This window comes from Bradyrhizobium sp. WSM1417 (assembly GCF_000515415.1).
GTDB lineage: Bacteria > Pseudomonadota > Alphaproteobacteria > Rhizobiales > Xanthobacteraceae > Bradyrhizobium.
The window spans coordinates 8013582-8039321 of sequence record NZ_KI911783.1; the positions used below are offsets into that span (position 1 = coordinate 8013582).

Annotated in this window: 24 protein-coding genes; 7 read left to right on the forward strand and 17 right to left on the reverse strand. The window is 63.8% G+C overall.

Translation table 11 applies throughout. The features are described from left to right. Positions 1 to 42 precede the first annotated feature (42 nt). Complete coding sequence (locus tag BRA1417_RS0139260; RefSeq protein WP_027520479.1) at positions 43 to 1662, forward strand: MDR family MFS transporter; 1620 nt, start codon at positions 43 to 45, stop codon at positions 1660 to 1662. Positions 1663 to 1691: 29 nt separating this feature from the next. After that, entirely contained in the window at positions 1692 to 2153 is a 462-nt protein-coding gene (locus BRA1417_RS0139265; protein ID WP_027520480.1) for a carboxymuconolactone decarboxylase family protein, read from the forward strand. Positions 2154 to 2311: 158 nt separating this feature from the next. On the opposite strand, the gene BRA1417_RS0139270 is transcribed toward BRA1417_RS0139265, so the two are convergent. The 6 genes from BRA1417_RS0139270 to BRA1417_RS0139295 form a co-directional block, all read right to left on the reverse strand. Next, positions 2312 to 3172: a D-amino-acid transaminase gene (locus tag BRA1417_RS0139270; protein WP_027520481.1), complete on the reverse strand. Its 861-nt coding sequence runs from the start codon at positions 3170 to 3172 to the stop codon at positions 2312 to 2314. 98 nt (positions 3173 to 3270) lie between these two features. Further along, the gene (locus BRA1417_RS0139275) at positions 3271 to 4002 is read right to left on the reverse strand and encodes an amino acid ABC transporter ATP-binding protein (RefSeq protein ID WP_007597027.1); all 732 of its coding nucleotides are present in this window, start codon (positions 4000 to 4002) and stop codon (positions 3271 to 3273) included. An 8-nt stretch (positions 4003 to 4010) separates the two neighbouring features. Then, positions 4011 to 4703 (reverse strand): amino acid ABC transporter permease, encoded by a 693-nt coding sequence (locus BRA1417_RS0139280; protein WP_007597029.1) that lies wholly within the window; start codon positions 4701 to 4703, stop codon positions 4011 to 4013. A gap of 4 nt (positions 4704 to 4707) precedes the next feature. After that, the gene (locus BRA1417_RS0139285) at positions 4708 to 5439 is read right to left on the reverse strand and encodes an amino acid ABC transporter permease (RefSeq protein ID WP_027520482.1); all 732 of its coding nucleotides are present in this window, start codon (positions 5437 to 5439) and stop codon (positions 4708 to 4710) included. Positions 5440 to 5554: 115 nt separating this feature from the next. Beyond that, entirely contained in the window at positions 5555 to 6466 is a 912-nt protein-coding gene (locus BRA1417_RS0139290; RefSeq protein WP_027520483.1) for an amino acid ABC transporter substrate-binding protein, read from the reverse strand. Between the two features lie 116 nt (positions 6467 to 6582). Then, the gene (locus tag BRA1417_RS0139295; protein WP_027520484.1) at positions 6583 to 7971 is read right to left on the reverse strand and encodes a M20 family metallopeptidase; all 1389 of its coding nucleotides are present in this window, start codon (positions 7969 to 7971) and stop codon (positions 6583 to 6585) included. Positions 7972 to 8212: 241 nt separating this feature from the next. Between BRA1417_RS0139295 and BRA1417_RS0139300 the strand changes: the two genes are divergently transcribed. After that, on the forward strand, positions 8213 to 9592 hold the full coding sequence (locus BRA1417_RS0139300) for an LLM class flavin-dependent oxidoreductase (RefSeq protein ID WP_027520485.1): 1380 nt from the start codon (positions 8213 to 8215) through the stop codon (positions 9590 to 9592). A 154-nt stretch (positions 9593 to 9746) separates the two neighbouring features. Here the strand turns inward: BRA1417_RS0139300 and BRA1417_RS0139305 are convergent, their stop codons facing one another. From BRA1417_RS0139305 to BRA1417_RS0139320, 4 genes are all read right to left on the reverse strand, one after another. Then, a complete protein-coding gene (locus tag BRA1417_RS0139305) occupies positions 9747 to 11408 on the reverse strand; it encodes a thiamine pyrophosphate-binding protein (protein WP_027520486.1) in 1662 nt (553 codons plus the stop codon). Positions 11409 to 11513: 105 nt separating this feature from the next. Further along, entirely contained in the window at positions 11514 to 12017 is a 504-nt protein-coding gene (locus BRA1417_RS0139310) for a GFA family protein (RefSeq protein WP_027520487.1), read from the reverse strand. A gap of 179 nt (positions 12018 to 12196) precedes the next feature. After that, the gene (locus tag BRA1417_RS0139315) at positions 12197 to 13324 is read right to left on the reverse strand and encodes an alkene reductase (protein ID WP_027520488.1); all 1128 of its coding nucleotides are present in this window, start codon (positions 13322 to 13324) and stop codon (positions 12197 to 12199) included. Between the two features lie 120 nt (positions 13325 to 13444). Then, positions 13445 to 14941, reverse strand: coding sequence for an aldehyde dehydrogenase family protein (locus BRA1417_RS0139320; RefSeq protein ID WP_027520489.1), 1497 nt, complete (start codon positions 14939 to 14941; stop codon positions 13445 to 13447). Between the two features lie 195 nt (positions 14942 to 15136). On the opposite strand from BRA1417_RS0139320, the gene BRA1417_RS0139325 reads away from it, so the two are divergent. After that, entirely contained in the window at positions 15137 to 15982 is an 846-nt protein-coding gene (locus BRA1417_RS0139325) for an SDR family oxidoreductase (RefSeq protein ID WP_027520490.1), read from the forward strand. Positions 15983 to 16113: 131 nt separating this feature from the next. Here the strand turns inward: BRA1417_RS0139325 and BRA1417_RS0139330 are convergent, their stop codons facing one another. The 6 genes from BRA1417_RS0139330 to BRA1417_RS0139355 form a co-directional block, all read right to left on the reverse strand. Further along, on the reverse strand, positions 16114 to 16320 hold the full coding sequence (locus BRA1417_RS0139330) for a hypothetical protein (protein WP_007615092.1): 207 nt from the start codon (positions 16318 to 16320) through the stop codon (positions 16114 to 16116). A gap of 71 nt (positions 16321 to 16391) precedes the next feature. Then, positions 16392 to 16805 carry a Rieske (2Fe-2S) protein gene (locus tag BRA1417_RS0139335; RefSeq protein WP_027520491.1) on the reverse strand — a complete coding sequence of 138 codons (414 nt, stop codon included), beginning with the start codon at positions 16803 to 16805 and terminating at the stop codon, positions 16392 to 16394. A gap of 15 nt (positions 16806 to 16820) precedes the next feature. Continuing rightward, complete coding sequence (locus tag BRA1417_RS0139340; protein WP_027520492.1) at positions 16821 to 17933, reverse strand: amidohydrolase family protein; 1113 nt, start codon at positions 17931 to 17933, stop codon at positions 16821 to 16823. A 14-nt stretch (positions 17934 to 17947) separates the two neighbouring features. Further along, a complete protein-coding gene (locus tag BRA1417_RS0139345; RefSeq protein ID WP_027520493.1) occupies positions 17948 to 19012 on the reverse strand; it encodes an amidohydrolase family protein in 1065 nt (354 codons plus the stop codon). A gap of 224 nt (positions 19013 to 19236) precedes the next feature. Further along, positions 19237 to 19512 carry a YiaA/YiaB family inner membrane protein gene (locus tag BRA1417_RS0139350; RefSeq protein ID WP_027520494.1) on the reverse strand — a complete coding sequence of 92 codons (276 nt, stop codon included), beginning with the start codon at positions 19510 to 19512 and terminating at the stop codon, positions 19237 to 19239. A 40-nt stretch (positions 19513 to 19552) separates the two neighbouring features. Next, positions 19553 to 20248: a PspA/IM30 family protein gene (locus BRA1417_RS0139355; RefSeq protein WP_027520495.1), complete on the reverse strand. Its 696-nt coding sequence runs from the start codon at positions 20246 to 20248 to the stop codon at positions 19553 to 19555. Positions 20249 to 20350: 102 nt separating this feature from the next. Between BRA1417_RS0139355 and BRA1417_RS0139360 the strand changes: the two genes are divergently transcribed. From BRA1417_RS0139360 to BRA1417_RS0139370, 3 genes are all read left to right on the forward strand, one after another. Further along, entirely contained in the window at positions 20351 to 20959 is a 609-nt protein-coding gene (locus BRA1417_RS0139360; protein ID WP_027520496.1) for a TetR/AcrR family transcriptional regulator, read from the forward strand. Positions 20960 to 21073: 114 nt separating this feature from the next. Then, entirely contained in the window at positions 21074 to 22528 is a 1455-nt protein-coding gene (gene hydA, locus BRA1417_RS0139365; RefSeq protein WP_027520497.1) for a dihydropyrimidinase, read from the forward strand. A 94-nt stretch (positions 22529 to 22622) separates the two neighbouring features. Next, positions 22623 to 24242, forward strand: coding sequence for an ABC transporter substrate-binding protein (locus tag BRA1417_RS0139370; protein ID WP_027520498.1), 1620 nt, complete (start codon positions 22623 to 22625; stop codon positions 24240 to 24242). Here BRA1417_RS0139370 and BRA1417_RS0139375 read toward each other — a convergent pair. Beyond that, complete coding sequence (locus tag BRA1417_RS0139375) at positions 24239 to 25582, reverse strand: glycoside hydrolase family 3 N-terminal domain-containing protein (protein ID WP_027520499.1); 1344 nt, start codon at positions 25580 to 25582, stop codon at positions 24239 to 24241. The two genes, BRA1417_RS0139370 and BRA1417_RS0139375, sit on opposite strands and share 4 nt — an antisense overlap. Between the last annotated feature and the right edge of the window lie 158 nt (positions 25583 to 25740).

A 25740-nucleotide genomic window follows, 5' to 3' on the forward strand; every position in this document is an offset into this window, starting at 1 on the left:
CTGCCTGATCCATCCTGTCTCCGTAACCGAGACGAGGCTTCCATGAGCACGCTCCAAACGACCGCCAACGCCGCCTCCGCCGCCAATATCCCCGGTTCAGTCGCGGCCCCCACAACGGCTGCCGTGTCGACCAAGACCTGGATTGCCGTGATCGGCGCGACGCTCGGCGCCTTCATGGCGGTGCTGAACATCCAGATCGTCAATGCCTCGCTCGCCGACATCCAGGGCGCGATCGGCGCCGGCATCGACGACGGCGGCTGGATCTCGACCTCTTATCTGATCGCGGAGATCGTGGTCATCCCGCTCTCGGGCTGGCTGGCGCAGGTGTTCTCGATCCGCATCTATCTGCTCACCAACGCGGTCCTGTTCCTGATCCTGTCGGCCGCCTGTGCGCTGGCGCAGGACCTGCCGCAGATGATCGTGCTGCGGGCAGTGCAAGGTTTTACCGGCGGCGTGCTGATTCCGATGGCGTTCACGCTGATCATCACGCTCTTGCCGCGCGCCAAGCAACCCGTGGGCCTTGCGCTGTTCGCGCTGTCGGCGACGTTCGCACCCGCGATCGGCCCGACCATCGGCGGCTATCTCACCGAGAATTTTGGCTGGCAGTACATCTTCTACGTCAATGTCGTCCCCGGCGCGATCATGGTCGGCATGCTCTGGTACGCCCTCGATGCAAAGCCCATGAAGCTGTCGTTGCTGCGCGACGGCGACTGGGCCGGCATCATCACCATGGCAATCGGACTGTCGGCGCTGCAGACCGTGCTCGAGGAAGGCAACAAGGACGACTGGTTCGGCTCGCCCTTCATCGTCAAGCTGTCCATCATCGCGGCCGTCGCGCTGACCGCCTTCCTGATCATCGAGCTGACCGTGAAGAAGCCGCTCCTCAACCTACGTCTGCTGGTCCGCCGCAATTTCGGCTTCGGCATGCTCGCGAATTTCCTGCTGGGAATAGCGCTCTACGGCTCGGTATTCATCCTGCCGCAATATCTGGCCCGCATCCAGGGCTACAATGCCGAGCAGATCGGCATGGTGCTGGCCTGGACCGGGCTGCCGCAGCTCCTGCTGATCCCCATGGTGCCGCGGCTAATGCAGAAGCTCGATGCGCGGCTCATCATCGGCGTCGGCTTCGTCCTGTTCGCGGCATCCAACTTCATGAACATTTACATGACCGGCAACTATGCCGCCGATCAATTGCTCTGGCCCAACGTGGTTCGTGCGATCGGCCAGGCGCTGGTGATGGCACCGCTGTCTGCGGTGGCGACCTCGGGCATCGAACCGGAGAACGCGGGCTCGGCCTCTGGCCTGTTCAACATGATGCGCAATCTCGGCGGCGCCGTCGGCATCGCGCTGTTGCAGACCCTGCTGACCAAGCGCGAGCAGTATCACTCCAACGTGCTGATGCAGTCAGTCTCGCTGTTCGAGCAGGCGACGCGGACACGGCTGGAGCAGCTCACCCAATACTTCGTCAATCACGGCATTCTCGACCGTGCGGACGCCTCGCATCGCGCCTATGTTGCGATCGGCCATATCGTGCAGAAGCAGGCCTATATCCTCGCCTTCAGCGACACCTTCTATCTGCTCGGCGTGGCACTGATCGTCGCGCTGATCGCCACCCTTTTCCTGAAGAAGGCCGGCCATGCCTCGGCCGGCGGCGCCCACTGACATCAACCCAGCAAGCAAGGAGAACGACCATGAAACCCCGCATGAATTTCTACCAGGCCGCACCCGACACGATGAAGGCGCTGATGGCGCTGGAAGAACAGATCCAGTCGACCGGCCTTGAGAAATCGCTGATCGAGCTCGTCAAGATCCGCGCGTCGCAGATCAACGGCTGCGCCTTCTGCATCAACATGCACACCGAGGACGCCCGCAAGCGCGGCGAGGCCGAGCAGCGCATCTATCTGCTCAACGCTTGGCGCGAATCCCCGCTCTACACCGACCGCGAGCGCGCGGCGCTGGCCTGGACTGAATCGGTGACGCTGATCTCCGAGACGCACGCGCCCGATGACGTCTACGAGCAGGTCCGCGCGCAATTCTCCGATGCGGAGACGGTGAACCTGACCATGCTGATCGGCGCCATCAATGCCTGGAACAGGATCGCGATCGCGTTCCGTGCGGTTCATCCGGTGAAGGTGAAGGCGTCGGTGGCGTGAGATGCTGACGCATGAGGCCAAACCGCCTCAATACATTCGACTGTCATGCCCCGGCTTGACCGGGGCATCCAGTACGCCGCGGCTTGTCGAGTCCAGCACTCCCGTCACGGAGTACTGGATCGCCCGGTCAAGCCGGGCGATGACACCGAGCGTGTGGCCTAAACCGCCGTCGCCTTCGCGAACTCCACGTAGATCTCGCGCAGCCGCATGGCCATCGGGCCGGGCTTGCCATTGCCGACCTTCTTGCCGTCGATCGCAACCACCGGCTGGACGAACAGCGACGCCGAGGTGGCAAAGGCTTCCTTGGCGGCGAGCGCTTCGGCGACCGTGAAGGAACGCTCCTCGAGACGGAGCTGACGCTCTTCCGCCAGCGCCACCACCGCCTTGCGGGTGCAGCCCGGCAGGATCGCGTTGGAGTTCTTGCGGGTCACGATGACGTCGTCCTGGGTCAGGATGAACGCCGAGGACGAACCGCCTTCGGTGACGTAGCCGTCTTCCAGCATCCAGGCCTCGCCCGCACCAGCTTCGGCCGCGGCCTGCTTTGCCAGCACTTGGGCGAGCAGTGCCACGCTCTTGATGTCGCGCCGCTCCCAGCGGATGTCGGGCACGGTGATCACGTTGATGCCGGTCTTGGCCGAGGCGGCGTTGATGATGTCCCTCTCCGACGTGAACATCACCAGGCTCGACTTGACGTCGCTCTTCGGGAAAGCGAAGTCGCGGCCCTTGTCGGCACCGCGGGTGACCTGGAGATAGACTAGGCCGTTCTGGACCTTGTTGCGCGCGATCAGCTCCTTCTGGAGCTCGGTGATGCGCTCGACCGTCTCGGGCAGCTTCAGCTGGATCTCGCCGACCGAGCGCTCCAGCCGCGTCAGATGCGAGGCATTGTCGACCAGCTTGCCGTCGAGCACGGCCGAGACCTCGTAGATGCCGTCGGCAAACAGGAAGCCGCGATCGAGCACCGAAATTTTGGCGTCCGAGAGCGGGACGAATGAGCCGTTGACATAGGCGATCGGATCCAAGGCAGGTCTCCTGGCGGGAAGAGAGATTTGGTGCGGTTATACGGGATTTGGCTGCGCCCTGAAACCCGCCTTCGGCGCATCCGGAATAACGCGAGAAATTAATGCGACAGGATCTTCGACAAGAACTTCTGCGCGCGGTCGCTGCGGGGCTTGCCGAAGAAATCGTCCTTCGGGGCGTCCTCGACGATCTCGCCGCGATCCATGAAGATCACGCGGTTGGCAACCTTGCGGGCAAAGCCCATCTCGTGGGTGACGACCATCATGGTCATGCCCTCATGGGCAAGGTCCACCATGACGTCGAGCACCTCGCTCACCATTTCGGGGTCGAGCGCCGAGGTCGGCTCGTCGAACAGCATGACAATGGGATCCATCGCGAGCGCGCGAGCGATCGCCACCCGCTGCTGCTGGCCACCGGACAGGTTCGCGGGATACTTTTGCGCCTGCTCCTTCAGGCCGACGCGCTCCAGCAGCTGCATGCCTTTTGCCATCGCCTTGTCGCGCGACCGGTCGAGCACCTTCTGCTGTGCGAGACAGAGATTATCGATGATCTTCAGATGCGGAAACAGCTCGAAGTGCTGAAACACCATGCCAACCCGCGAGCGCAGCTTGGGCAGATTGGTCTTGGGATCGTTGACCTTGGTGCCATCGACGCTGATGTCGCCTTTCTGGAACGGCTCCAGCGCGTTGACGCATTTGATCAACGTCGACTTGCCTGATCCCGACGGACCGCAGACCACGACCACCTCGCCCTTGGTGACGCTAGTGGTGCAGTCGGTCAGCACCTGGAAGCTCGGGCTGTACCATTTGTCGACGTGGCTGATCTCGATCATGACAAACTCTATCGAATGATGGCGATGCGCGCCTGCAGGCGGCGAACGCCGAAGGACGCGACACAGGAAATGGTGAAGTAGACGATTGCTGCGAACAGATACATTTCGACCAGACGACCGTCGCGCTGCGCGACCTTGCTCGCCGCACCGAGGAAATCGGTGATCGACAGCACGTAGACCAGCGAGGTGTCCTGGAACAGCACGATGGTTTGCGTGATCAGCACCGGCAGCATGTTACGGAAGGCCTGCGGCAGCACCACGTAGCGCATGGTCTGGGCGTAAGTCAGGCCAAGCGCGTTGGCGGCGGCCGGCTGGCCGCGCGAGATCGACTGGATGCCGGCACGCATGATCTCGGAGAAGTACGCGGCCTCGAACATGATGAAGGTGATGAGCGAGGACGCGAACGCGCCGACGCTGATCGGGCGCGACGCACCGGTCACCCACTGCCCGATATAGGGCACCAGGAAGTAGAACCAGAAGATCACCAGCACCAGCGGCAGCGAGCGCATGAAGTCGACATAGACCCCGGCGATGCGCCCCAGGATCTTGAAGCCTGACAGCCGCATCAGCGCGATTGCCGTGCCGAAGATCAGCCCGCCGAGCGCCGCAAGTCCCGTGAGCATCAGCGTGAACGTCATGCCCTCGTAAAACAGATAGGGCAGTGCGCGACGGATGACCTCGAAATCGAAATTGCTGAACATGGCGTTATTTCCCCGTGATGTAGCCGGGGATCGCGACGTAGCGCTCGAGGAAGCGCATTGCGGTCACGACGACGGCGTTGACGAGGAGATAGAGAAGGGTCGCGGCGGTGAAGGCCTCGAACACCTGGAACGAGAATTCCTGCATCGAGCGCGCCTGTCCGGTCAGCTCAAGCAAACCGATGGTGATGGCCACAGCCGTGTTCTTGATGGTGTTGAGGAACTCGGACGTCAGCGGCGGCAGGATGATGCGGAACGCCATCGGCAACAGGATGTAGCGATAAGCCTGCAAGGTGGTCAGGCCGAGCGCGGTCGCCGCCATCTTCTGCCCGCGCGGGAGCGATCCGATGCCGGCCTGCAACTGCACGGCGACGCGCGCCGACATGAAGAAGCCGATGCCGATCGCCGCTGTCCAGAACGGCGCATTGGGCAGCTGCTTCAGCCAGAGGCCGGCAGATTTCGGCAGCAGTTCCGGCAGCACGAAGAACCACAGGAAGAGCTGCACTAGCAGCGGCATGTTGCGGAAGAATTCGACATAGGCAAAGCCGAACCAGTACGCTCCCTTCGATGGCAGCGTGCGCATCACGCCGACGATCGAACCCATGATCAGCGCGATGATCCAGGCGAGCGCACCCGTCTTGAGGGTCAGCACCAGGCCCGACAACAGCATGTCGAGATAGGTGCCGGTCCCCATCGGGTTCGGCTGGAAAAAGATTCCCCAGTTCCAGTTATAGTTCACGTGTCCCCCGCGCGAACGCGCCAGCCATCGATGTCCCGGCGCCTATGCAAATGTCCGGCCACCTTGGAGTCAAGATGGCCGGACACGATCCCGATCGAAAGATCGCGGTTATAGCTTACTTGTAATCGTCCGGGTTCGGCGAGTCCGTCGGCTTGGCAAACTCGTTCTTCAGCTCGGCCGAGATCGGCGTGTTGAGATTCAGGCCCTTCGGCGGGATCTTCTGCGTGAACCACTTGTCGTAGATCTTCTGGCCCTCGCCGGAGGTGTAGAGCGCAGCGGTCGCCGCGTCGACAACCTTCTTGAAGGCCGCGTCGTCCTTGCGCAGCATGATGCCGTAGGGCTCAGGCTTGGAGAACGCGTCCTTGGAGATGACGTAGTCATCGGGCGACTTCGAGCCGGCAACGAGGCTCGCGAGCAGGATATCATCCATCACGAAGGCGACCGCACGGTCGGTCTCGACCATCAGGAAGGCCTCGGCATGATCCTTGGCCGGGATGATGTTGGCGCCGAGGCTTTTTGCAACGTTGGCCTCGGTGAGCTGCTTGATGTTGGTGGTGCCGGCGGTGGAGACCACCGATCTTCCCTTGAGGTCGTCAATCGCCTTGAGGCCGCTCGACTTCTTGAAGACGTAGCGGCTGGCGGTCAAATAATGGGTGTTGGTGAAGGCAACCTGCTTCTGGCGCTCGGCATTGTTGGTGGTCGAGCCGCATTCGAGGTCGATGGTGCCGTTCGCCATCAGCGGGATCCGGGTCGCCGAGGTCACCGGATTGAGCTTGACCTCGAGCTTGTCGAGCTTGAGCTCCTTCTTCACGGCGTCGACGATCTTGTAGCAGATGTCCATCGCGTAGCCGATGGGCTTCTGGTTGTCGTCGAGATAAGAGAACGGGATCGAGGAGTCGCGGAAACCGAGCGTAATGGCGCCGGTGTCCTTGATGTTCTTGAGCGTGCCGGTCAGCTCCTCGGCCCCGGCCTGGCTGACAGCGAAGGTCGCGGCGAGCGCGAGGCCGATGCTACGGAAATGTTTCACTTTTGGGTCCCCTTTCAGGATGATGCCGGCGGGATGCAAGCACAAATTGGGTTGGAATAGAATGTGACTTTTGGCTGGATCGCGGCTCCGGTTAACGGCTCAGGCGGGCCGGCGCGTTAGCGGGTTAGCGGTCCTGGCAATTCCCCGAGATCCCAGAACAGGCCGGCCATCACCGTCAAGGCCTCTTCGGTCAATGGCAGCAGGATGTGCTCATTGGGCGCATGCTGGGAGCAGCCGGGATAGGAGTGCGGCACCCAGATCGTCGGCAGGTCCAGGATCTCGGAGAACACGTCGTTGGGCAACGAGCCGCCGAAATTGGGCAGCACCGCCGGCACTTTGCCGGTGGTCTGGCGCACCGAATCCGCCGCCCATGTGATCCAGGGGCTGTCGAAATCCGTGCGCGAGGCGGCAAAGCTCTGCGCCGCCCGCACCTCGACCATCGGAAAGCCCTTCTGCGCCAGACGCGCGCGGATCGCCTCGATCAGCCCATCGATCCTGGTGCCGACCACGAAACGCAGTTGCAGCACGGCATTGGCGTGGCCGGGAATGGCGTTGGCCGGCTTCTCGATATTGCCCGACGACATCGCCAGCACTTCGAGCGTGTTCCAGGCATAGAGCCGCTCGGCCGCCGAAAGACCCTCCTCGCCCCAGTCCTCGGCCAACGCCGGCTCGTCCTCGGTCGGCACCACCTGCACGTCCGCAAGATAACTGCGGATCTGGTTGGTGAGGCGCGGCGGCTTCAGCGCCTCCAGCTGAAGGCGGCCGTGGCCGTCGACCAGCGTCGAGATCGCGTTGACCAGAATGGTCGCGGGGTTGGCGAGCACGCCGCCCCAATTGCCGGAGTGATGGCCGCCGTCGCGAAGGTTCACATCGAGATGAATGCGGATGCCGCCACGGCAGCCGAGGAACAGGGTGGGACGGTCGGCGGACAGGCGCGGCCCGTCGGAGGCCATGAACAGATCGGCCTTGAGCGCATCGCGATTGAGATCGCAGACCTTGCCGAGATCCGGCGAACCGATCTCCTCGCCCATCTCGACGATGAACTTGGCGTTGAAGCCGAGCTTGCCGCCGCGGGCCTCGCGCACCGCGCGGAGTGCGGCCATGTTGATGCTGTGCTGGCCCTTGTTGTCGGCCGTGCCGCGACCGTAAAGACGCGTGCCCGAAACCGTGGTGCGCCAGGGATCGCGGCCGTCGCGCCACTCGCCTTCCATGCCGTCGACGACGTCGCCATGGCCGTAGATCAGCACGGTCGGCGCCGTCTCGCTCTCGTGGTGTTCTGCGAACAGGAACGGCGCCTTGCCGCTGGGAGATTCGATCATCCGGCTTTGGAAATCGAGCGCGGCGAAAGCGGGCACCATCTCCCGTTCCAGATAGGCGCGCAGCTCGACGCTCCGGTTCGGATTCTGGCTCTCGGTCCGGTAGGCGACGCGACGGTCGAGTTCAGCGAGGAATGCGCCGGATTTGAAATCGTCACGGGCGCGGGCGATGGCATCGGCTCTGGTCATTATTTTCTTTTTTAGGTTGCGAGACGAAGGAGCATACCCGATACGGGCGGGCCTCCGAAAGTGGCGGGGACTTCGATAGTCTTGGGATTTCGTTCTTGCTCTCTTGAGATTGGCTTGCCAAGCGCGGCAGCGCCGCTGATTTTGGCCTTGCCAACGTCGCGCTATATGCAAGAACTTCGCCAAGTTCGGGCGCAGCTCTATCATTCGAAGAGCGCCCGGTACAGGGCGCCGGGGGACCATCATGGCCAAGCAGATCAGGCTCAATGCATTTGCGATGAATTGCGTCGCACACCAATCACCGGGCTTGTGGACCCATCCGCGCGACCGCACTGCCGAATATAATCGCCTGCCCTACTGGATCGACCTTGCCAGAACACTGGAGCGCGGCCGTTTCGACGGGCTGTTCCTGGCTGACGTGCTCGGCGTCTATGACGTCTACGGCAACAGTCCTGACGCAGCCTTGCGCAATGCAGCCCAGTCGCCCTCGAACGATCCGCTGCTGCTGCTGTCGGCAATGGCGGCGGTGACGCAGAATCTCGGCTTCGGCGTCACCAGCAATCTCTCCTTCGAGCCGCCCTATCCGTTCGCGCGGCGCATGTCGACGCTCGATCATCTCACCGAGGGACGTATCGGCTGGAACGTCGTCACCGGCTATCTCGACAGCGCCGCGCGCGGCGCCGGCAAGGACAAGCAGATCGGGCACGACGACCGCTACGAGATCGCGGACGAATATATGGAGGTCGTCTACAAGCTCTGGGAAGGAAGCTGGGAGGACGACGCCGTGCTGCGCGACCGCACGCGCGGCATTTTCACCGATCCCTCAAAAGTTCATCGCGTCAACCACGAGGGCGCGAACTGGCGCATCAACAACACCATCCATCTCAGCGAGCCGTCGCCGCAGCGCACGCCGGTGCTGTACCAGGCCGGCACCTCGCCGCGCGGACGGAAGTTCGCGGCACAGCACGCCGAATGCGTGTTCATGTCGGGGCCGTCGGCCAAGGTGATCGCGCCGCGGGTGTCGGCGATCCGTCAGGAGGCCGCCGCTTTCGGGCGCAATCCGGCGGAAATCCTGATGTTCTCGATGATGACGATCATCCTCGGGCGGACGGAGGCCGAGGCGAACGAAAAATACGCCGACTATCGCCGCCACATCAGCCCCGAAGGCGCGCTCGCGCTGATGTCGGGATGGACCGGAATCGACTTCTCCGGCTACGAGCTCGATCAGCAGGTGCGCCATGTTCAGAACGATGCCGGCCGCAGCGCACTCGATAACGTCACCCGCGCCGATCCCGATCGCGTCTGGACCGTGCGCGACGTCATCGAGCATGTCGGCGTCGGCGGCGCCGGTCCCGTCGTGGTCGGCACGCCGGAGATGGTCGCTGACAAGATCGAGGCGTGGTTCGAGGCGACCGATGTCGACGGCCTCAATGTCGCCTTCGCGATTTCACCCGGCGATTTCGAGGACATCGCCGACATGCTGGTGCCGGAGCTGACGCGGCGTGGGCGGTACAAGGCCGAGTACGCGCGGGGCACGCTGCGGGAGAAGCTGTTTGGTGACGGGCGGGCGCGGCTGGGTGCGCCGCATCCGGCGGCGAGGTTCAGGGTGGGGAAGACGGGGTAAATTGCGACCACCCCCTCGGTGTCGTCCCGGCGAAGGCCGGGACCCATAACCCCAGGGAGCAGTTTAGCGAAGACTGGTCGTTCTGGACCGGCACCACCCGCAGTCGACAGATCACGCGGTCTGGGTCCTGGCCTTCGCCAGGACGACAGCAGGGCTACACCTTCCCGTCCACCATCACCTCGATCAGCTTCGTCCCCGGCCGGCCAAACGCCGACGCCAGCGCCGCCTTCAGCTCGCGGGGATCGCTGACCTTGATCGCCTCGCATCCCAGCGCCTTCGCCACGCCCGCGAAATCGACCGGCGGATCGACAAAATCCATGCCGACGTAATTGTCGTCGCCGTGGAAGGCGAGCAGACGCTGCTTGATGATGCGGTAGCCGCCATTGTTGGCAATGACCACATTGAGCGGCAGCTTGTGATGCGCGGCTGTCCACAGCGACTGCATCGAATACATCGCGCTGCCGTCGCCGGAGAAGCAGACCACGGGGCGATCGGGATTGGCGATGCTGGCGCCTACGGAAGCCGGCAGGCCCCAGCCGATGCCGCCCGAGGCAAGGCCGTGATAGCCAAAGCGGTCGCGGTGCGCACGCAGCGCCGTGATCTGGCGGCTCGAGGTGAGGCCTTCGTCGACGAGAATGGCATTGGCGGGCATGGCCTCGACCATTTGCAGCACCAGCCAGTCCGGATCGATGGGGCTGCGGTCCGCGGCCTTGCCGATCTGCTCGACCAGCGCGGTACGCCTTGCGGTCCAGTTCTTCGGCGCGAGCTCGGCGAGACGTTGCCTCGCACGTTGCGCCAGGGCAGCGCCGCCCATCTCCTTCAACACCGGGATCAGCGCACGCAGCGTTTCCTTCAAATCCGCCTTCAGCGCGATCTCGGCACCGTAGTTCTTGGCGATCTCCCAATCGCCGAGACCGATCTGCACGATGCCAAGCCCTTCCGGCAGCGCGTCGACCTCGCTGTAGACCGACATCCGCAGGGGATCGCCGCCGAGCGCGATCAAGAGGTCGTACGGCGCAAGCGTGTCGCGCGCGACTTTCTGGACACGAGCCAACGTGCCGACGAAGCTCGGGCTCTCGGAGAGGAAGTGCGAGCCATAGGGCGTCGAGGATTGGTACGCAGCCGCGCCCAAAAGCTCGGCGAGTTCGGCGGCTTCCTTGAGCGCGTCACTCTTCACCACCTCGTCCATGGTGACGATCACGGGACGCTCGGCCTTGAGCAGCCGCGCGGCGAACGCCTTGAGTGCCTCATCCGATGGCCTTGTGCGAGCGTCGATGCGGGTGGAGCGGCCGAGATCGATCCCGGCCTCGCTGTTGAGGATGTCACCGGGCAACGAAATGAATACCGGCCCGGTCGGCGGCGTGGTCGCGACTTTTGCGGCGCGGCGCACGATGCGCGGCAGATCCTCGAGCCGCGTCACCTCGACCGCCCATTTCACCAGCGGCTCCGCCATGCGCACCAGCGGGCCGTAGAGCACCGGCTCCATCAGGCCGTGGCCCTGCTCCTGCTGGCCCGCGGTCAGGATCATCGGCGTGCCGGTGAACTGGGCGTTGTAGAGCGAGCCCATCGCGTTGCCGAGGCCGGGCGCGACATGGACGTTGCAGGCGACGAGCTTTCCGGAGGCGCGGCTGTAGCCATCCGCGATCGCCACCACCAGGCTCTCCTGCATCGCCATCACATAGGTGAGATCAGGGTGGTCCTTCAGCGCATGCATGATCGGCAGTTCGGTGGTGCCGGGATTGCCGAACAGATGCGTGATGCCCTCGTCCTTGAGCAGCGCGAGAAAGGCGGAGCGGCCGGTGATCTTGTTCTTCATGTTTCCTCCAGAGGCGGACGTTGCCGCAAGGCAGGGCGCATGATGGCCGAAATCGCGGGAGGCGCGCAAGGAAGCGCGGTCATGGCTGCGTTGCGGGGGAGAGCGCTACATCTCCTCGCGCCCCAGCTCGAACGGATCCTCGCCGCCTGCCCGCTTCTTCTTTTTCGAGCGCTGCCAGACCACACCGGGAAAACCTTTCAACGGCACCAGCGGCTCGCCGGTATAGGTCCATTCCTGCAGCTCCTCGATCGCGATGTGATAGAGCGGCTGGCGGCCGGTGCGGTCCCTAAACAGCGCACGGGGAATGTTGACCATGTGCGGCCCGCGCGGGCGCTCATATGCGATCGGCGTGCCGCAATGCGCGCAGAAGCTGCGCGAGGTCTTCGTTGCCTTGTCCTCGTAGCGCGTCAGCGCCGTCTTGCCTGCGGTGATGCGAAACCGCTTCTTCCAGCTTCCGACATAGGTCGCATAGGCAGCGCCGTGGGCGCGACGGCTGGCGGCGGAGTGATCGTGCCAGGCCCAGCGTGCGGGGACGTCGATCTCGAAGGTGACCTTGCCGCAGAGGCATTGGCCGGTGGCAACTCCTGCGGCGGCTGCGGCTTTGGCCATGGTGCTTCCCTCCCCGTCGTCATTGCGAGCGCAGCGAAGCAATCCAGAGTCTTTCCGGCGAGGCAGTCTGGATTGCTTCGCTGCGCTCGCAATGACGGAGTTTGTGGTGCGATCACGCGACAAATCAAGCTGGTCATTCCGGGGCGCGACGAAGTCGCGAGCCCGACGGAGGTGAAAGCTTACGCCGGCGTCAGCTCGTCATACACCGGATAGTCCGTATAGCCCTTCTCCTCGCCGCCGTAGAACGTCGCACGGTTATACGGCGTGAGAGGGTAGTCGTGCTGCAGGCGGCGCGGCAGATCGGGGTTGGAGATGAAGATGCGGCCGAAGGCGATGAGGTCGGCGTGTCCCTCTGCGATCGCGGCGTTCGCCGTCTCGCCCGTAAACCCGCCTGCCGTCATCAGCACGCCGCTGTAGAGCGGGCGGAATAGCAGCATCGCCGACGGCACGTTCTGCCAGTTGACTTCGGCGCGGCCCGAACCGCTGGAGCGCGGTTCGATAAAATGCAGATAGGCAAGACCGAGTTCGTCGAGCGCCTTGACCACATGCGTGTAGAGCGGCATCGGATCGGGCTCGTCGGAATCATTGGCGATGCCGTGGGGCGACAGCCGCACGCCGACACGGCCCGCGCCCCAGACGTCGATCGCGGCCTGGGTCACTTCGAGCAGAAGCCGCGCGCGGTTCTCGATCGAGCCGCCATATTGATCGGTGCGCTGGTTGCTGCGTGATTGCAGGAATTGCTCGAGCAGATAGCCGTTGGCGCCGTGGATCTCGACGCCGTCGAAGCCGGCGGCCAGCGCGTTCTTCGCACCCTGCCTGAACGCCTCGACAATGCCCTTGACCTCGTCCGTCTCCAGCGCGCGCGGCGTCTCATAGTCGGAGATCCTGCCGTCGGCGGTCATTGCCTTCATGCCTTCGGCCCTGATCGGGATCGCCGAGGCCGAGACCGGCAACTCCCCGCCGTGGAAGGAGGAATGCGAGACGCGGCCGACATGCCAGAGCTGGAGAAAGATGATGCCGCCCTTGGCGTGCACGGCGTCGACAACCTTGCGCCAGCCCGCGATCTGCGTCTCCGAATAGATGCCGGGCGTCGCCGGATTACCGCGGCCGTGCGAGAGCACAGGCGAGGCCTCGGCGATGATCAGGCCGCCTGACGTGGCGCGCTGACCGTAATATTCGGCATTGAGCGGCCGCGGCGAAAAGCTCTCGCGCTCGGCCCGCATGCGCGTCAACGGCGCCATCGCGACGCGGTGCGCGAGCTTGTACGGACCGAGCTGCAACGGTTGAAACAACGCCTCGAATTTCATGGTGGCCCCAGAATGGCTTAGGAAGGATGCGCATCATATAGCGAGGGGCGGCCACCAGGAAAGGCGCCGCCCCGCAAAACCTGATATTCCCTCCCCGCGGAACGCTGGAGAGAACAGGCCTTACGCCGTCTTGATCCAGACGGCCTTCACGTTGAGATATTCCTCGACGTGCTGCTTGCCGGATTCGCGGCCGTAGCCGCTCATCTTGTAGCCGCCAAAGGGCACGGCCGGATCCATCGCCTGGTAGCAGTTCACCCACACCGAACCGGCACGCAGGCTCTTCGCGACCGCATGCGCCTTGCTGACGTCCCGCGTCCACAGGCCCGAGCCGAGACCGAACGTGGTGGCGTTGGCGCGCTTGACCAACTCGTCCATATCCTTGAACGCGATCGCGGAGATGACCGGACCAAAAATCTCCTCCTGCGCGATGCGCATATTGTCCTGGACACCCGCGAACACCGTCGGCGAGACGAAGAAGCCTTTTGCAAGCGCGCCTTCGGTGACGCGGCCACCGCCGGCGAGCGCCTTGGCGCCTTCCTTCTGGCCGATGTCGAGATAGCTGGTGACGCGCTCGAGCTGCTGCTCGGACACCAGCGGTCCGATCTGGGTGTTGGGATCGAGGCCGTTGCCGACCTGCAGTTTCTTGCCGAACTCGGCGACGCGGCCGACGAATTCCTCGTAGATCGACTGCTCGACGAACAGCCGGGTGCCGGCGCTGCAGATTTGCCCCGAATTGGCAAACACCGCCATCGCGGCGCCCGGCACGGCCGCATCGAGATCGGCATCCGCGAACACGATATCCGGCGACTTGCCGCCGAGCTCGAGCGAAACACGCTTGAGGTTGCCGGCCGAGGCGCGGATGATCGACTGGCCGGTGACATGCGAGCCGGTGAAGGCAACCTTGTCGACGTCGTGGTGCGAGGCAAGCGCCGCGCCCGCGGTCTCGCCATAGCCGGGCACGACGTTGATGACGCCGGGCGGCACGCCCGCTTCCATCGCGAGCTCGGCGATGCGCAGCGAGGTCAGCGGCGCCTCCTCGGCGGGCTTGAGCACGACGGTGCAGCCGGTCGCGATCGCCGGACCGATCTTCCAGATTGTCGCAGTCAGCGGACCATTCCAGGGAATGATGGCGCCGACGACGCCGATCGGCTCCTTCAGCGTGTAGGAAAATATTTCGCCGGGCAGCGAGTTCTCGATGGTCTCGCCGTGGATCGCGGTGGTCTGGCCGGCATAGTAGCGCAACATGCCGACGGCGCGCAGGCGATAGGCGCGGGTGCGGCTGAGCGGCGCGCCCATGTCGAGCGTGTCGAGCTGCGACAATTCGTCGAAATTCTTCTCGACGAGGTCGGCAAGCTTCAGGAGCAGGTTCTGCCGCTCGAACGGCTTGACCTTGCTCCACGGCCCTTCGAAGGCGCGGCGGGCGGCAGCGACCGCACGGTCGATGTCTTCCTTGTCGCCCTCGGCCACGGTTGCGAGCAGTTCGCCGGTCGCCGGGTTGTGGGTCTCGAAGCGCTTGCCTGAGGCAGCATCGACCCACTTCCCGTCGATCAGCATCTGCTTGTAGGACCCGTTGGCGAATGGATGGCGCGTGATCGGAATAGCCTGCGACACAGCCATGGCTGAACTCCCTGTCAATGATTGATTGGCTCGATCTGGGCGGGATCGTTGGTCGATAGAATACTGCGATGCCGGACAGGCGTAAAGGAGAGGCGTAAAGTCGGCACGGAACGAAGACCTCCCATGCCGACTTGTGCAGGGTCGCGCGAGTGCCATGATATAGCACGACCGAGCCCCTCCCCCGGAGACCGATCCATGCCGCACCCCGCGATCGTCAAAGACAATGTTGCCGTGATCACCGGCGGCGCGTCCGGGATCGGATTCGCTGCGGCTTTGGCGTTCGCGCGCGACGGCATGAAGGTGTGTATCGCCGATGTGGATCAGGCGCGGCTGGCGGACGCCGCAACAAGGCTCTCATCCCTCACGGCCGCCACACATGTGATGACCTTCGCGATCGACGTCAGCAAGGCCGAGAGCGTGACCGAACTGGAGCGCGCCGTGCGCGAGCGCTTCGGCGGCACCGACATTCTCATGAACAATGCGGGCATCCAGCCCGGCAGCACACTGTTCGGCGATCCCGACAACTGGCAGCGCATCATCGGCGTCAACATGTGGGGCATCATCAACGGCTCGCGCATTTTCGCGCCCAACATGATCGCGCGCGGCAGGGCGGGCCTCATCATCAACACCGGCTCGAAGCAGGGCATCACCACCCCGCCCGGCGATCCCGCTTACAACGTCTCCAAGGCCGGCGTGAAGGCTTTTACGGAAGCGCTCCAGCACGAGCTGCGCAACACTGCGGGTTGCCGCATCACCGCGCATCTGCTGATTCCCGGCTTCGTCTTCACGAACCTTACCGCGAAGGCCCGGACGGAGAAACCTGCGGGCGCCTGGACAGCCGAGCAGACCGTGGATTTCATGCTGGCGCGGCTGGAGGCCGGCGATTTCTACATCCTGTGCCCCGACAATGACGTCCCGCGCGCGCTCGACGAAAAGCGCATGCTGTGGGCCGCCGGCGACATCGTGGAGAACCGCCCGCCGCTGTCACGCTGGCATCCGGACCATGCGGATGCATTCGCGAAGTTCGTGAAGGGGGATTAGGCTGTTTGATCCTCATGGTGAGGAGCGCGGAACGCGCGTCTCGAACCATGCAGGCCCGGCTGGGGACTCGATCCTTCGAGACGCCCGCTTTCAGCGGGCTCCTCAGGATGAGGGTTTACATAGGGGGCGCTCTACAGCGTCTCTTGCTGATGCCCACAATTCTTGCAGGCGAACTTGATGCGGGTCTGGCCCTTTGGCGCCTGCACACGGTTCGGGGCGCCGCATTTACCGCAGACGGCCTCGATGCGGGTATCACCCTGCTTGACGACGACGGTTTTCTTTTCCATCGATTCGCGGATCAGGCGCTCGGCCTCCTCACGCAGGGATTGTTTCGACAAAGCTCGTCTCCGCCATAAATGCGGGCGAGGCTTATCCCACCTGCGGCGAAATCACAATCCGAAACGGCTACTCAGACCTCGACAATCACGTAGCTGTCCTCGACATGCACCGGAAACGTCTCGGCGACATACGGACCCTTCTGGAGTTCCTCGCCTCGCTCCACCGCGACCGGATATGACCTAATCTTGACGCGCTTCGGGTCGAACCAGGATTGGCCGTTGCGCATGTCGAACTCCCAGCCATGCCAGGGACAGCGCAGCATCTCGCCGACGCGCGAGCGCTGATAGATGCCGGGCTCGGGCGAGGTCAGTCGCGCGACACAGGCCGCCTTCTCCAGCGGCGCGCCTTCGTGCGGACAGCGGTTCAGCAAAGCGAAGAACTCGCCATTGACGTGGAACACGACAATGTCGCGGCCGGCGACATCGACGACCTTGTTGCCACCGCGTGGGATCTCCGAGGTGGACGCGACGATGTGACGGGCCATACCGTGCAGACCTCCTCAGAACTTGTAGACCGCGCGGGCATTGGTGCTGAAGATCTTCTTTCGCTCGGCGTCCGTCAGCGGCGTCTTGAAGGCGAAGCGCGGATCGTCGAAATCCCAGTGGGGATAGTCCGACGAGAACAAGAGACGATCAATGCCGACCCATTCGATCAGCGAGCGCAGGTGCCGGGCTTCGTCAGGTTCGTCGATCGGTTGCGTCGTGAACCAGAAATGCTCGCGGACATATTCCGACGGTTTGCGCTTGAGATGCGGCACCTCGCTGCGGAAGCGCTCGAAATGCTGGTCCATTCGCCACACCGCGGACGGGATCCAACCGAAGCCGCCCTCGATGAAGACGAACTTCAATTTTGGAAAGCGCTCCGGCACGCCTTCGATCACGAGACTGGCAAGCTGCGCCGCAATCGTGTGTGCGTTGGACTGGTGCTCCTCGACATAATAGGACGGCCAGCCGCCACCGGTCGGCGCATGCCCGCCATAGCCGCCAACATGGATGCCGAGCGGCAGACCTAGTTCTTGGGCACGCTCGTAGATCGGCCAGTAGCGGCGACGGCCGAGCGGCTCGTTGGCGCGCGGCGAGACGTTGATCTGGACGTACTCGCCGATTTTCGCGCAGCGTTCGATCTCGGCAATGGCGAGATCGACGCCATCCTGACCGACCAGGATCGAAGCCTTCAGGCGCGGGTCGCGATGCGACCAGAACGCCAGCTGCCAGTCGTTGATGGCACGCTGGATCGCGGCGCCGAATTCGAGGTTCTGCTGCGAGAAGATGAAGAGATCGAGCACCTGCAAAATCCCGAACTCGACGTCGAGCGGATCGAGATGCTGCTTCTGCATGAAGGCGAGATCCGAGCCGGGCGGCCCGCCCGTCGGCGGCCAGGCATCGCGCCGCGCGATCAACGGCGAGGAGCGTGGATAGGGCGTGGTGAAAAGATACGGCGTGCGCAAATGGCTGCCATATTCCTTCAGATGCTGCTGCCAGCGCTTTGGTAGGAACTCGCTGAGATCGTCGGTCGAGCGTAGACTCGGATGCACATCGCAATCAACGATGCGCAGCCGCGTAGCGGCGGGCTTGTCGTCTTCCCGCAGCGGGCGGTCGATGACTTCACTCATGCGAACCTCCAAATTCAGTTGGCGAGCGACAGCCGCGGAAACGTCTCCAGCGGGTTGTCGACGCACATCTTCGAGATGATGCTGCTCGGCAGGTTCGGCGGGACCGGATCGTCGCCGTCGAACTGCCAATGCGGATAGTCGGACGCGAACAGGAACATCTTTTCCGAGCCGATCTGGTCGATGATCTCCTCGACGCTTTTCGCATCCGACGGCGCATCGAACGGCTGCATGGTGACGCGAAAATTATCGCGGATGATCGCAACCGGCTCGCGCTCGACCCAAGGCACCTCGACGCGCACCCCGCGCCAGGTCTTGTTGGCGCGCCACATGAAGGCCGGCAGCCAGCTCACGCCGGATTCCATCAGCACGACCTTGAGGTTCGGAAACTTCCCGAATACGCCCTCATAGATCAGGCTCAAGATCTGCGCCTGAAACGCCTGCGCCTCGACGAAGTAATATTCGTAGCGGTGCGACGGCCAGCCGGCCGAGCTCGGCGCCTGCCGATATTGCGTGCCGGCGTGGATCGCGAGCGGTAGCTTGTATTTCTCGGCGAGCCGATAGACCGGCCAGAAATGCCGCCGACCCAGCAGCGTCTCGCCTTGCGCCAGGACGAGGATCGAGACGAAGCGGTGATCACCGGCGCGGCGCTCGATCTCCTCGATCGCCAGATCCGGGTCCTGCATCGGCACCACGATCGAGGCACGCAAGCGCGGATCGCGCGACAGCCACTCAGTGGCGATCCAGTCGTTGATCGCCTTGCAGAAGTCGGCCGCCATGTAGGGATCGAACACGGCCTGCGCGCCGTAGAGCACGTTGAGAATCGCGTGGCTCGCACCCAACTGCTCGAATGCGCCCTTCTGTACCATCGCAAGATCGGAACCGGGCTTTGCGCCGTTCGCCGGACGCCAGTCGGTACGGCCCGCCAGCGGCATGCTCGGTGGATAGGAGGTGAGATCGAGTCCATCGATGGCGCGGCTCACCACCTGCTCTTTCCAGTGATCGCTGAGATAGGGCAGCAGCGTCGTGCGCGTGCCACCAACCGCCGGGTGGATGTCGCAGTCGATCCGCGTCGCTGCCATCAGGTTCCTCACCGAGATCTTGTAAGCACATCTTATTGGCGGCGTTCTTGTGCGCCGCCTGTGAAGACTGCCCCTGCCCGTGCGATTGCGCAAGAGCGCGCGCCTGCGCGATCCGTCATGGCTCGGTTGCATTTCGCAAGCGCGATATGAAGTTTGGCAGAATGTACTCCGGCGAAGCAGCGGGGCGCATGCTCCGCTGCTTTCTTGCGTATTGCCTATGCCTCTCAAGCCGCCTTGGAGACTTCCATCAGCAGACGTTCCGCCTTGGCATCCTCGATGCGGTTCACCATCCGGCTGCTTTCGTGATTGTCGCGGATGGTCTTGGTCAGGGTGACGCAAGTCTGGATCAGCATCACCACCCCCATGGTGAGATAGCCCTTCATCCAGAAATCGATCGGCAGGAAGAAGATGCCGATGGCGACGAGAAAGGCGGAGGCTGCGAAGGACACGTAAGTGAAGGCCACCCAGGCGCCGCTGTGGGGCTGGCCGTTCTGGTTCATGATGGTCTCCTGTTGGTTCGAATGATGATGGGGATTGGGATCAGACAGTCTGCGTGCGCTTGGACTTCAACCGCGCCAGCACGTCGTCCGCGGTCGTCTTGAGCCGGGGGCCAAAACCCTGCTCGGCGAGTTTTTCGGCAGTGGCGCGCGGGCCGGTGGCAGCATCGAGCTCGACCAGCGCGTCATCTGCGGCCTGGGCCTCCATCTGCCGCTCACGAAGACGCCTCAAAGTGCTCTCCGCCTCCGGCAGCGTGGATTCGTAGGGGCGTGCCGCCTCGATGCCGCTGCGGCGAAGCGAGCGCACCGCTTCCGAGGCACGGGCGACGCGGCGGCCGCGGTCGAGCTCGGTGATGCGGGCCTGCGCGCTTGCGACGTGCCGCTTCAGCCGCGCAATCTCGGTTGCGAACAGCGCGCGTGCCGTCAGCGCCGCATCGCGGTCGGCCTCCAGGCCTGCGATGGCTTCGGCGGCATCGTTGGCGAGATCCTCGCGGCCGCCATCGAGCGCCGCAACCGCGCGGGTCTCGAGATCGGCGATGCGGGCGACGGTCGCCTCGAGCTTGCGGCCTTCCTGCTGGTCCTGCGCGATCGCCAGCGCCAGGGTCCGTTTGCCCCGCTCGAGGGCGGCGGCCGCATCGCGCATCTGTTGATCGAGGATCAGAAGTGCCGTGCAGTCTTCCAGTTCTTCGCCCGCGGCAGCCACGCTGCCGCGGAAAAGCGTCACTACGGTCTTGAACATTGTCGGCTCCCTGTTATGAGCGTTGCTCACAGACGGTTTGTAGCAAGAAACTTGAACATCGTTCAACGAAAACATGAGCGCCGCTCAAATATTTGATTACAGATGACTAAACCATTGGACCGGCGAGACAAACTTCGATCCGATTTGATTCTGGCGGCGGAACGAATGATCGCCGAGAGGGGATTGGCGGGCCTGAAAACCCGCGATCTCGCCCGCGAGATCGGCTGCGCCAACGGCGCGGTCTACAATCTCGTCGCCGACGTGGACGAGCTGATCCTGCGCGTGGGTTCGCGCACTTTGCTTCGGCTCGACCAGGCCCTGAGCACGGCGGAAAGCGCGGGCGAGCCGTCGCCGCAGGAGAGGCTGGTCCGCATCGCCCTCGCCTATTGCGATTTCGCCGCGGAGAATCTCGAACTATGGCGGGCGCTGTTCGAGCACCGCATGGCAGCCGACAAGCCCCTCCCCGACTGGTCCATCGACGACCAGCTGCAGCTGTTTCGCCACGTCTACCAGCCGCTGGCCGCGCTGTTTCCACAACGCAGTCGGGAGGAGCTCGGCATCACCGCGCGCAGCCTGTTCTCGGCGGTGCATGGCATGGTGGCGCTAGGACTGGAGCAGAAGCTGGTCGCGGTACCGCTGCCGGCGCTCCGGAAGGAAATCGCGGGCCTGGTGCGCGCGATGATTGACGGACTGATCGCGCGGGCGGCGTAGAGGCCGAGAGAGCACGGCTCAACTGGCGGCGGCGACTGACTATAATTTCACCTGTCGCATCGCATGCAGCGCGCTTACCTTCGCGAGGTTCATCTTCTTTATCCGGAGCCTCTCATGCCACTCCTCATCCGCGGCGGCACCGTCGTCAATCATGATCATTCGCGCCGCGCGGACGTGCTCATCAACGGCGAGACCATCGTCGCGGTCGGGCAGTCGCTCGATGCTCCGATGGGGTGCGAGATCATCGATGCCGGCGGCGCCTACGTCATCCCGGGCGGCATCGATCCGCATACCCATCTCGAAATGCCGTTCATGGGCACCGTGACCGCAGACGATTTCGAATCGGGAACCAAGGCGGCGCTGGCCGGCGGCACCACCATGGTGGTGGATTTCTGTCTGCCCGATCCCGGCCAGTCGATGCTCGCGGCCTATCAGGAGTGGCGGCGCAAATCCGAGAAGGCGGCCTCCGACTACGGCTTCCACATGGCGGTAACGTCGTGGTCGAAGCAGATCCATGACGAGATGGAGACCGTGGTCAAAACCTACGGCATCAACACCTTCAAGCACTTCATGGCCTACAAGGGCGCGCTGATGGTGAACGACGACGAGCTCTACAACTCGTTCGCCCGCTGCGCCCATCTCGGCGCCATGCCTGTCGTGCATGCGGAGAACGGCGACGTCGTCGCCCTGATGCAGGAGGCGCTGATCGCGCGCGGTGTCACCGGGCCCGAGGGACACGCTTATTCACGACCGCCGGAGGTCGAGGGCGAAGCCACCAACCGCGCCATCATGATCGCCGACATGACGGGGACGCCGGTCTACATCGTGCACACGAGCTGCCGCGAGGCGCATGAGGCGATCGCGCGCGCACGTGCGGCGGGCAAGCGCGTCTATGGCGAGCCGCTGATCCAGCACTTGCTGCTGGACGCGGGTGAATATCAGAACAAGGATTGGGATCATTCCGCGCAGCGCGTGATGTCGCCTCCGTTCCGCGACAGGTCGCATCAGGATAGTCTTTGGGCCGGCCTGCAAGCCGGCTCGCTGCAGGTGGTCGCGACCGACCACTGCGCCTTCACCACCGAGCAGAAGCGATTCGGGCTCGGCGATTTCAGGAAGATCCCGAACGGCACCGGCGGCCTCGAAGATCGCCTTGCGCTGCTGTGGACCGCGGGCGTCGCCACGGGACGGCTGACGAAGGAAGAATTCGTCGCAGTGACCTCGGCGAACATCGCCCGCATCCTCAACATCTATCCGCGCAAAGGCGCGGTCGCTGTCGGCTCGGACGCGGATGTCGTGATTTGGGATCCCAAGGCGAGCAGGACCATCAGCGCGAAGCGACAGATGAGCCGGATCGATTACAACGTGTTCGAGGGCTTTTCCTGCACCGGCGGAGCGGCGGCGACGCTGTCGCGCGGCCGAATCGTCTGGAAGGATGGCGATTTGCGCGCCGAGGCCGGCGACGGCCATTATGTCGAGCGCCCGGCGTTCTCGCCGGTGCATGTCGCCAATTCCACCTGGAAAGAGCTGACTGCCCCGCGGGCCGTGAGCCGCGGAGCGGTGACGCCATAGGATTGAGGTCCGCGCAGCATGCGACGCCGCGAAGCGCGGCCGATGGCATGCGCCTTGCCTCTTTATGGTGCAAATCTCTCAAGAGTGAGGCACCATGAGCGCATCATCTTTCGACCTAAACCGCCGCAGCGTGCTTGGCGGCCTTGGCCTCGCCGGAATAGCGGCCGTTACGCCGCGCTTTGCCTCAGCGCAGGGGCGCAGCGAGACGCTGCTGGTTGTGCAGGAGCTCGGGCCGAACTCACTCGACATGCAGGGCGTCGGCTCCAACCAGACCGTGAACGGGCTGTCCTGGAATTGCTACGACCGCCTGCTGAGCTACGCCTCCAAGACGCTCCCCGACGGCACGCTGTCTTATGATCGCGAGAAGCTCGCGCCTGAACTCGCCGAGAGCTGGGAGGTTGCGGCCGGCGGCATGTCCTGCACTTTCAAATTGCGGAAGGACGCGAAATTCCACGACGGCACGCCGGTCACCGCGAAAGACGTCAAATGGTCGTTCGACCGCGCGGTGAAGGTCGGCGGCTTTCCGACCTTCCAGATGTCGGCGGGATCGCTGGAAACGCCCGAGCAGTTCGTCGTGGTCGATGACCACACCTTCCGCATCGACTATGTGCGCAAGGACAAGATGCTGCTGTTCAACGTCGCGGTGGTCGTGCCCTTCATCATCAACTCGGAGCTCGCGAAAAAGAACGCGACGGCGGAAGACCCGTGGGCACTGGCGTGGCTCAGGAACAACGAGGCCGGCGGCGGCGCTTACAGGATCGAGAGCTGGAAGCCGGGCAGCGAGACCGTGCTGGCGCGCTTCGACGATTGGAAGAGCGGGCCTCTCCCGAAGCTCAAGCGCGTGATCGCGCGCGACGTCCCCTCCGCCGGCACCCGCCGCGCCATGCTGGAGCGGGGTGATGCGGATATCTCCAGCGGCTTTGCGCCGCGTGACTTCGAGCAGATCATTAGGGAGGGCAAGGTCAAGGTCTCGGGCGTGCCGATCCCGAATGCGCTCTGGTCCGTCGCGCTCAACACGGCAAAACCGCCATTCGACAATGTGAAGCTGCGCCAAGCCGTCGCCTGGGCGATGCCGTACGAGCAGATCCAGAACAGCGCTTTCTTTGGGCGTGCCGTTCCCATGTATGGCGGAGCAGCAGAGGTCTCAAAGCCGGTCTGGCCGCAGGCGTTTCCGTACGCCACCGATCTCGACAGGGCCAAGGCGTTGATGAAGGAGGCGGGATTCGAGAGCGGTCTGGAGACGACGCTGTCGCTCGACACGGGCACGGCCACGGTCGGCGAGCCGACGGCCATCCTGATCCAGGAAAGCCTGGCCAAGATCGGAATCAAGGCGGCGATCGACAAGATCCCCGGCGCGAACTGGCGCACCACGCTGAACAAAAAGGAGCTGCCGCTCGCGCTGAATCGTTTCAGCGGCTGGCTCGATTATCCCGAATATTACTTCTACTGGAATTTCCACGGCAATAATTCAATCTTCAACATCTCCTCGTACCAGAACAAGGAAATGGACGCGCTGATCGATAAGGCGCGGTTCACCACGGATGCCGCCGAGTACGACAAGGCCGTTAAGGATTTCATCGCGCTCTGCGTGCGCGATGTTCCCGTCGTCCCGCTCAACCAGCCGATCCACGATGTCGCCATGCAGAAGGCCATCACTGGTTACGAGTTCTGGTTTCATCGCGAGCCTGACTACCGTCAGTTCGCGAAGGGCTAGTTTTGGCGGGCGACGCTGACGGTGCGTGAGGCGGCTCGCGCCAGCTCGGACGGGAAGCCTCGCGCGAGCCGCGCCTCGCTCGCGCGCAGCATCGCTGTATCGAGCTTGCCGTGTCGCGATCCATCCAGGGCGCAAGCGAAAACCCGGTAGAACTGCGCGCCGTCATAGGCGACCAGCAGCAGATCGACGCCGGCGTTGATGGCCTCGACCACGGCCCGGCAGACGTCGTGCTGGTAGATCGCGCCCATCACGAGATCGTCGGTCATGACGACGCCCTGATAGCCCCATTTGTCGCGAATGATCCCCTCGACGACGCGCTTCGAATGCGAGGCGGCTCGGTCGGGATCGACGGCCGTGAGCGTGACATGGCCGACCATGAGCGCGCTGCGCGAATGCGACAGCACCTCGCGGAACGGGAGCCAGTCGGCTGCCTCCAACTCCTTCACCGGCGTGTCGAGGTTGGCGCTGAAATGATGCGTGTCGGTGCGCACGCGCCCGATGCCGGGAAAATGTTTGAGCGTGGCGCCGACGCCGGATTCTTCCAGCCCGCGCACATAGGCGCTCGCGATCGCGCCGACGACGGTCGGATCGGTAGCAATCGCGCGCTGACCGATCAGAGTGTGGAAGTCTAGGCGATTGCGCCGGCCCGGCGGCTTGAGATCGAGCACCGGTGCGAGATTGAGGTTGACACCGAGCCCGGCGAGGTCACGTCCGTGGATGCGGCCGAACTCTGCCGCTTTGGCCTGCTGGTCATCGGGGGCAAGCCCGGCAAGCGTCGCCAGCGCCGGCAGCTTCGTCAGCGGCGGCGCAAGATGCCCGACGATGCCGCCCTCCTGGTCCGCGGCGACGACCAGCGGCGGCAGGCCGGCGGCGCGCCGCTTGTCCTGGAGCGTCGCGATCTCGGCTCGCAGCGCCTCGACGGTCCGGCCGCGGATGTTGTGCCGGGTGACGTAGACACCGCCGATCAAGCCTTGCTCGGCGAGGCCCGCGACCTCCGGGAAGGAGGAATAGCCGACCATGAAGTGAGACCCGAGCTGACGCGCCTCGGCCGCACTGGCGGCAAGAACATCGTGCTTGCGCAGTTCGAATTTCAGGTACGCCGCCGACATCAGGAGCGGCGGAGCGCACCAGAGCATGACGAGCAGCTTGCCGGCGATGCTATGCCAGCGCCCGCAGCGCAGCAGCACGATGACGATCACGATGCTTGTGACGACAAGTGCGATGTTTCCAACGCCGCGCAGCACGAGCAGATAGGGGTCGTTCCTATTCGCGGCCGCGAACGCGACGAGAGGCGCGGCAAGCCAGAGCAGAATGAGGCCGATGCGGTTGAGGGATTGCATGATGCGTCACGCCCAATGTGATGAACACATCGCACCTATCAAAGCGACTTGCGCCGCGTAAGGACCAAAACCGCGCCTGCACATAATCTGCAAAAGACTCCTGAACTCGTGCAGACGACAATCCCGCCTTCTGCACAAACGACGTTCAGACTTCGTGA

Excerpts from the sequence above, each read along its gene's own strand:
- BRA1417_RS0139260 (WP_027520479.1), top strand. The coding sequence starts at position 43 with ATGAGCACGCTCCAAACGACCGCCAACGCCGCCTCCGCCGCCAATATC.
- BRA1417_RS0139265 (WP_027520480.1), top strand. The coding sequence starts at position 1,692 with ATGAAACCCCGCATGAATTTCTACCAGGCCGCACCCGACACGATGAAG.
- BRA1417_RS0139275 (WP_007597027.1), bottom strand. The coding sequence starts at position 4,002 with ATGATCGAGATCAGCCACGTCGACAAATGGTACAGCCCGAGCTTCCAG.
- BRA1417_RS0139280 (WP_007597029.1), bottom strand. The coding sequence starts at position 4,703 with ATGTTCAGCAATTTCGATTTCGAGGTCATCCGTCGCGCACTGCCCTAT.
- BRA1417_RS0139295 (WP_027520484.1), bottom strand. The coding sequence starts at position 7,971 with ATGACCAGAGCCGATGCCATCGCCCGCGCCCGTGACGATTTCAAATCC.
- BRA1417_RS0139300 (WP_027520485.1), top strand. The coding sequence starts at position 8,213 with ATGGCCAAGCAGATCAGGCTCAATGCATTTGCGATGAATTGCGTCGCA.
- BRA1417_RS0139305 (WP_027520486.1), bottom strand. The coding sequence starts at position 11,408 with ATGAAGAACAAGATCACCGGCCGCTCCGCCTTTCTCGCGCTGCTCAAG.
- BRA1417_RS0139310 (WP_027520487.1), bottom strand. The coding sequence starts at position 12,017 with ATGGCCAAAGCCGCAGCCGCCGCAGGAGTTGCCACCGGCCAATGCCTC.
- BRA1417_RS0139315 (WP_027520488.1), bottom strand. The coding sequence starts at position 13,324 with ATGAAATTCGAGGCGTTGTTTCAACCGTTGCAGCTCGGTCCGTACAAG.
- BRA1417_RS0139320 (WP_027520489.1), bottom strand. The coding sequence starts at position 14,941 with ATGGCTGTGTCGCAGGCTATTCCGATCACGCGCCATCCATTCGCCAAC.
- BRA1417_RS0139325 (WP_027520490.1), top strand. The coding sequence starts at position 15,137 with ATGCCGCACCCCGCGATCGTCAAAGACAATGTTGCCGTGATCACCGGC.
- BRA1417_RS0139335 (WP_027520491.1), bottom strand. The coding sequence starts at position 16,805 with ATGGCCCGTCACATCGTCGCGTCCACCTCGGAGATCCCACGCGGTGGC.
- BRA1417_RS0139340 (WP_027520492.1), bottom strand. The coding sequence starts at position 17,933 with ATGAGTGAAGTCATCGACCGCCCGCTGCGGGAAGACGACAAGCCCGCC.
- BRA1417_RS0139345 (WP_027520493.1), bottom strand. The coding sequence starts at position 19,012 with ATGGCAGCGACGCGGATCGACTGCGACATCCACCCGGCGGTTGGTGGC.
- BRA1417_RS0139350 (WP_027520494.1), bottom strand. The coding sequence starts at position 19,512 with ATGAACCAGAACGGCCAGCCCCACAGCGGCGCCTGGGTGGCCTTCACT.
- BRA1417_RS0139355 (WP_027520495.1), bottom strand. The coding sequence starts at position 20,248 with ATGTTCAAGACCGTAGTGACGCTTTTCCGCGGCAGCGTGGCTGCCGCG.
- BRA1417_RS0139360 (WP_027520496.1), top strand. The coding sequence starts at position 20,351 with ATGACTAAACCATTGGACCGGCGAGACAAACTTCGATCCGATTTGATT.
- hydA (WP_027520497.1), top strand. The coding sequence starts at position 21,074 with ATGCCACTCCTCATCCGCGGCGGCACCGTCGTCAATCATGATCATTCG.
- BRA1417_RS0139370 (WP_027520498.1), top strand. The coding sequence starts at position 22,623 with ATGAGCGCATCATCTTTCGACCTAAACCGCCGCAGCGTGCTTGGCGGC.
- BRA1417_RS0139375 (WP_027520499.1), bottom strand. The coding sequence starts at position 25,582 with ATGCAATCCCTCAACCGCATCGGCCTCATTCTGCTCTGGCTTGCCGCG.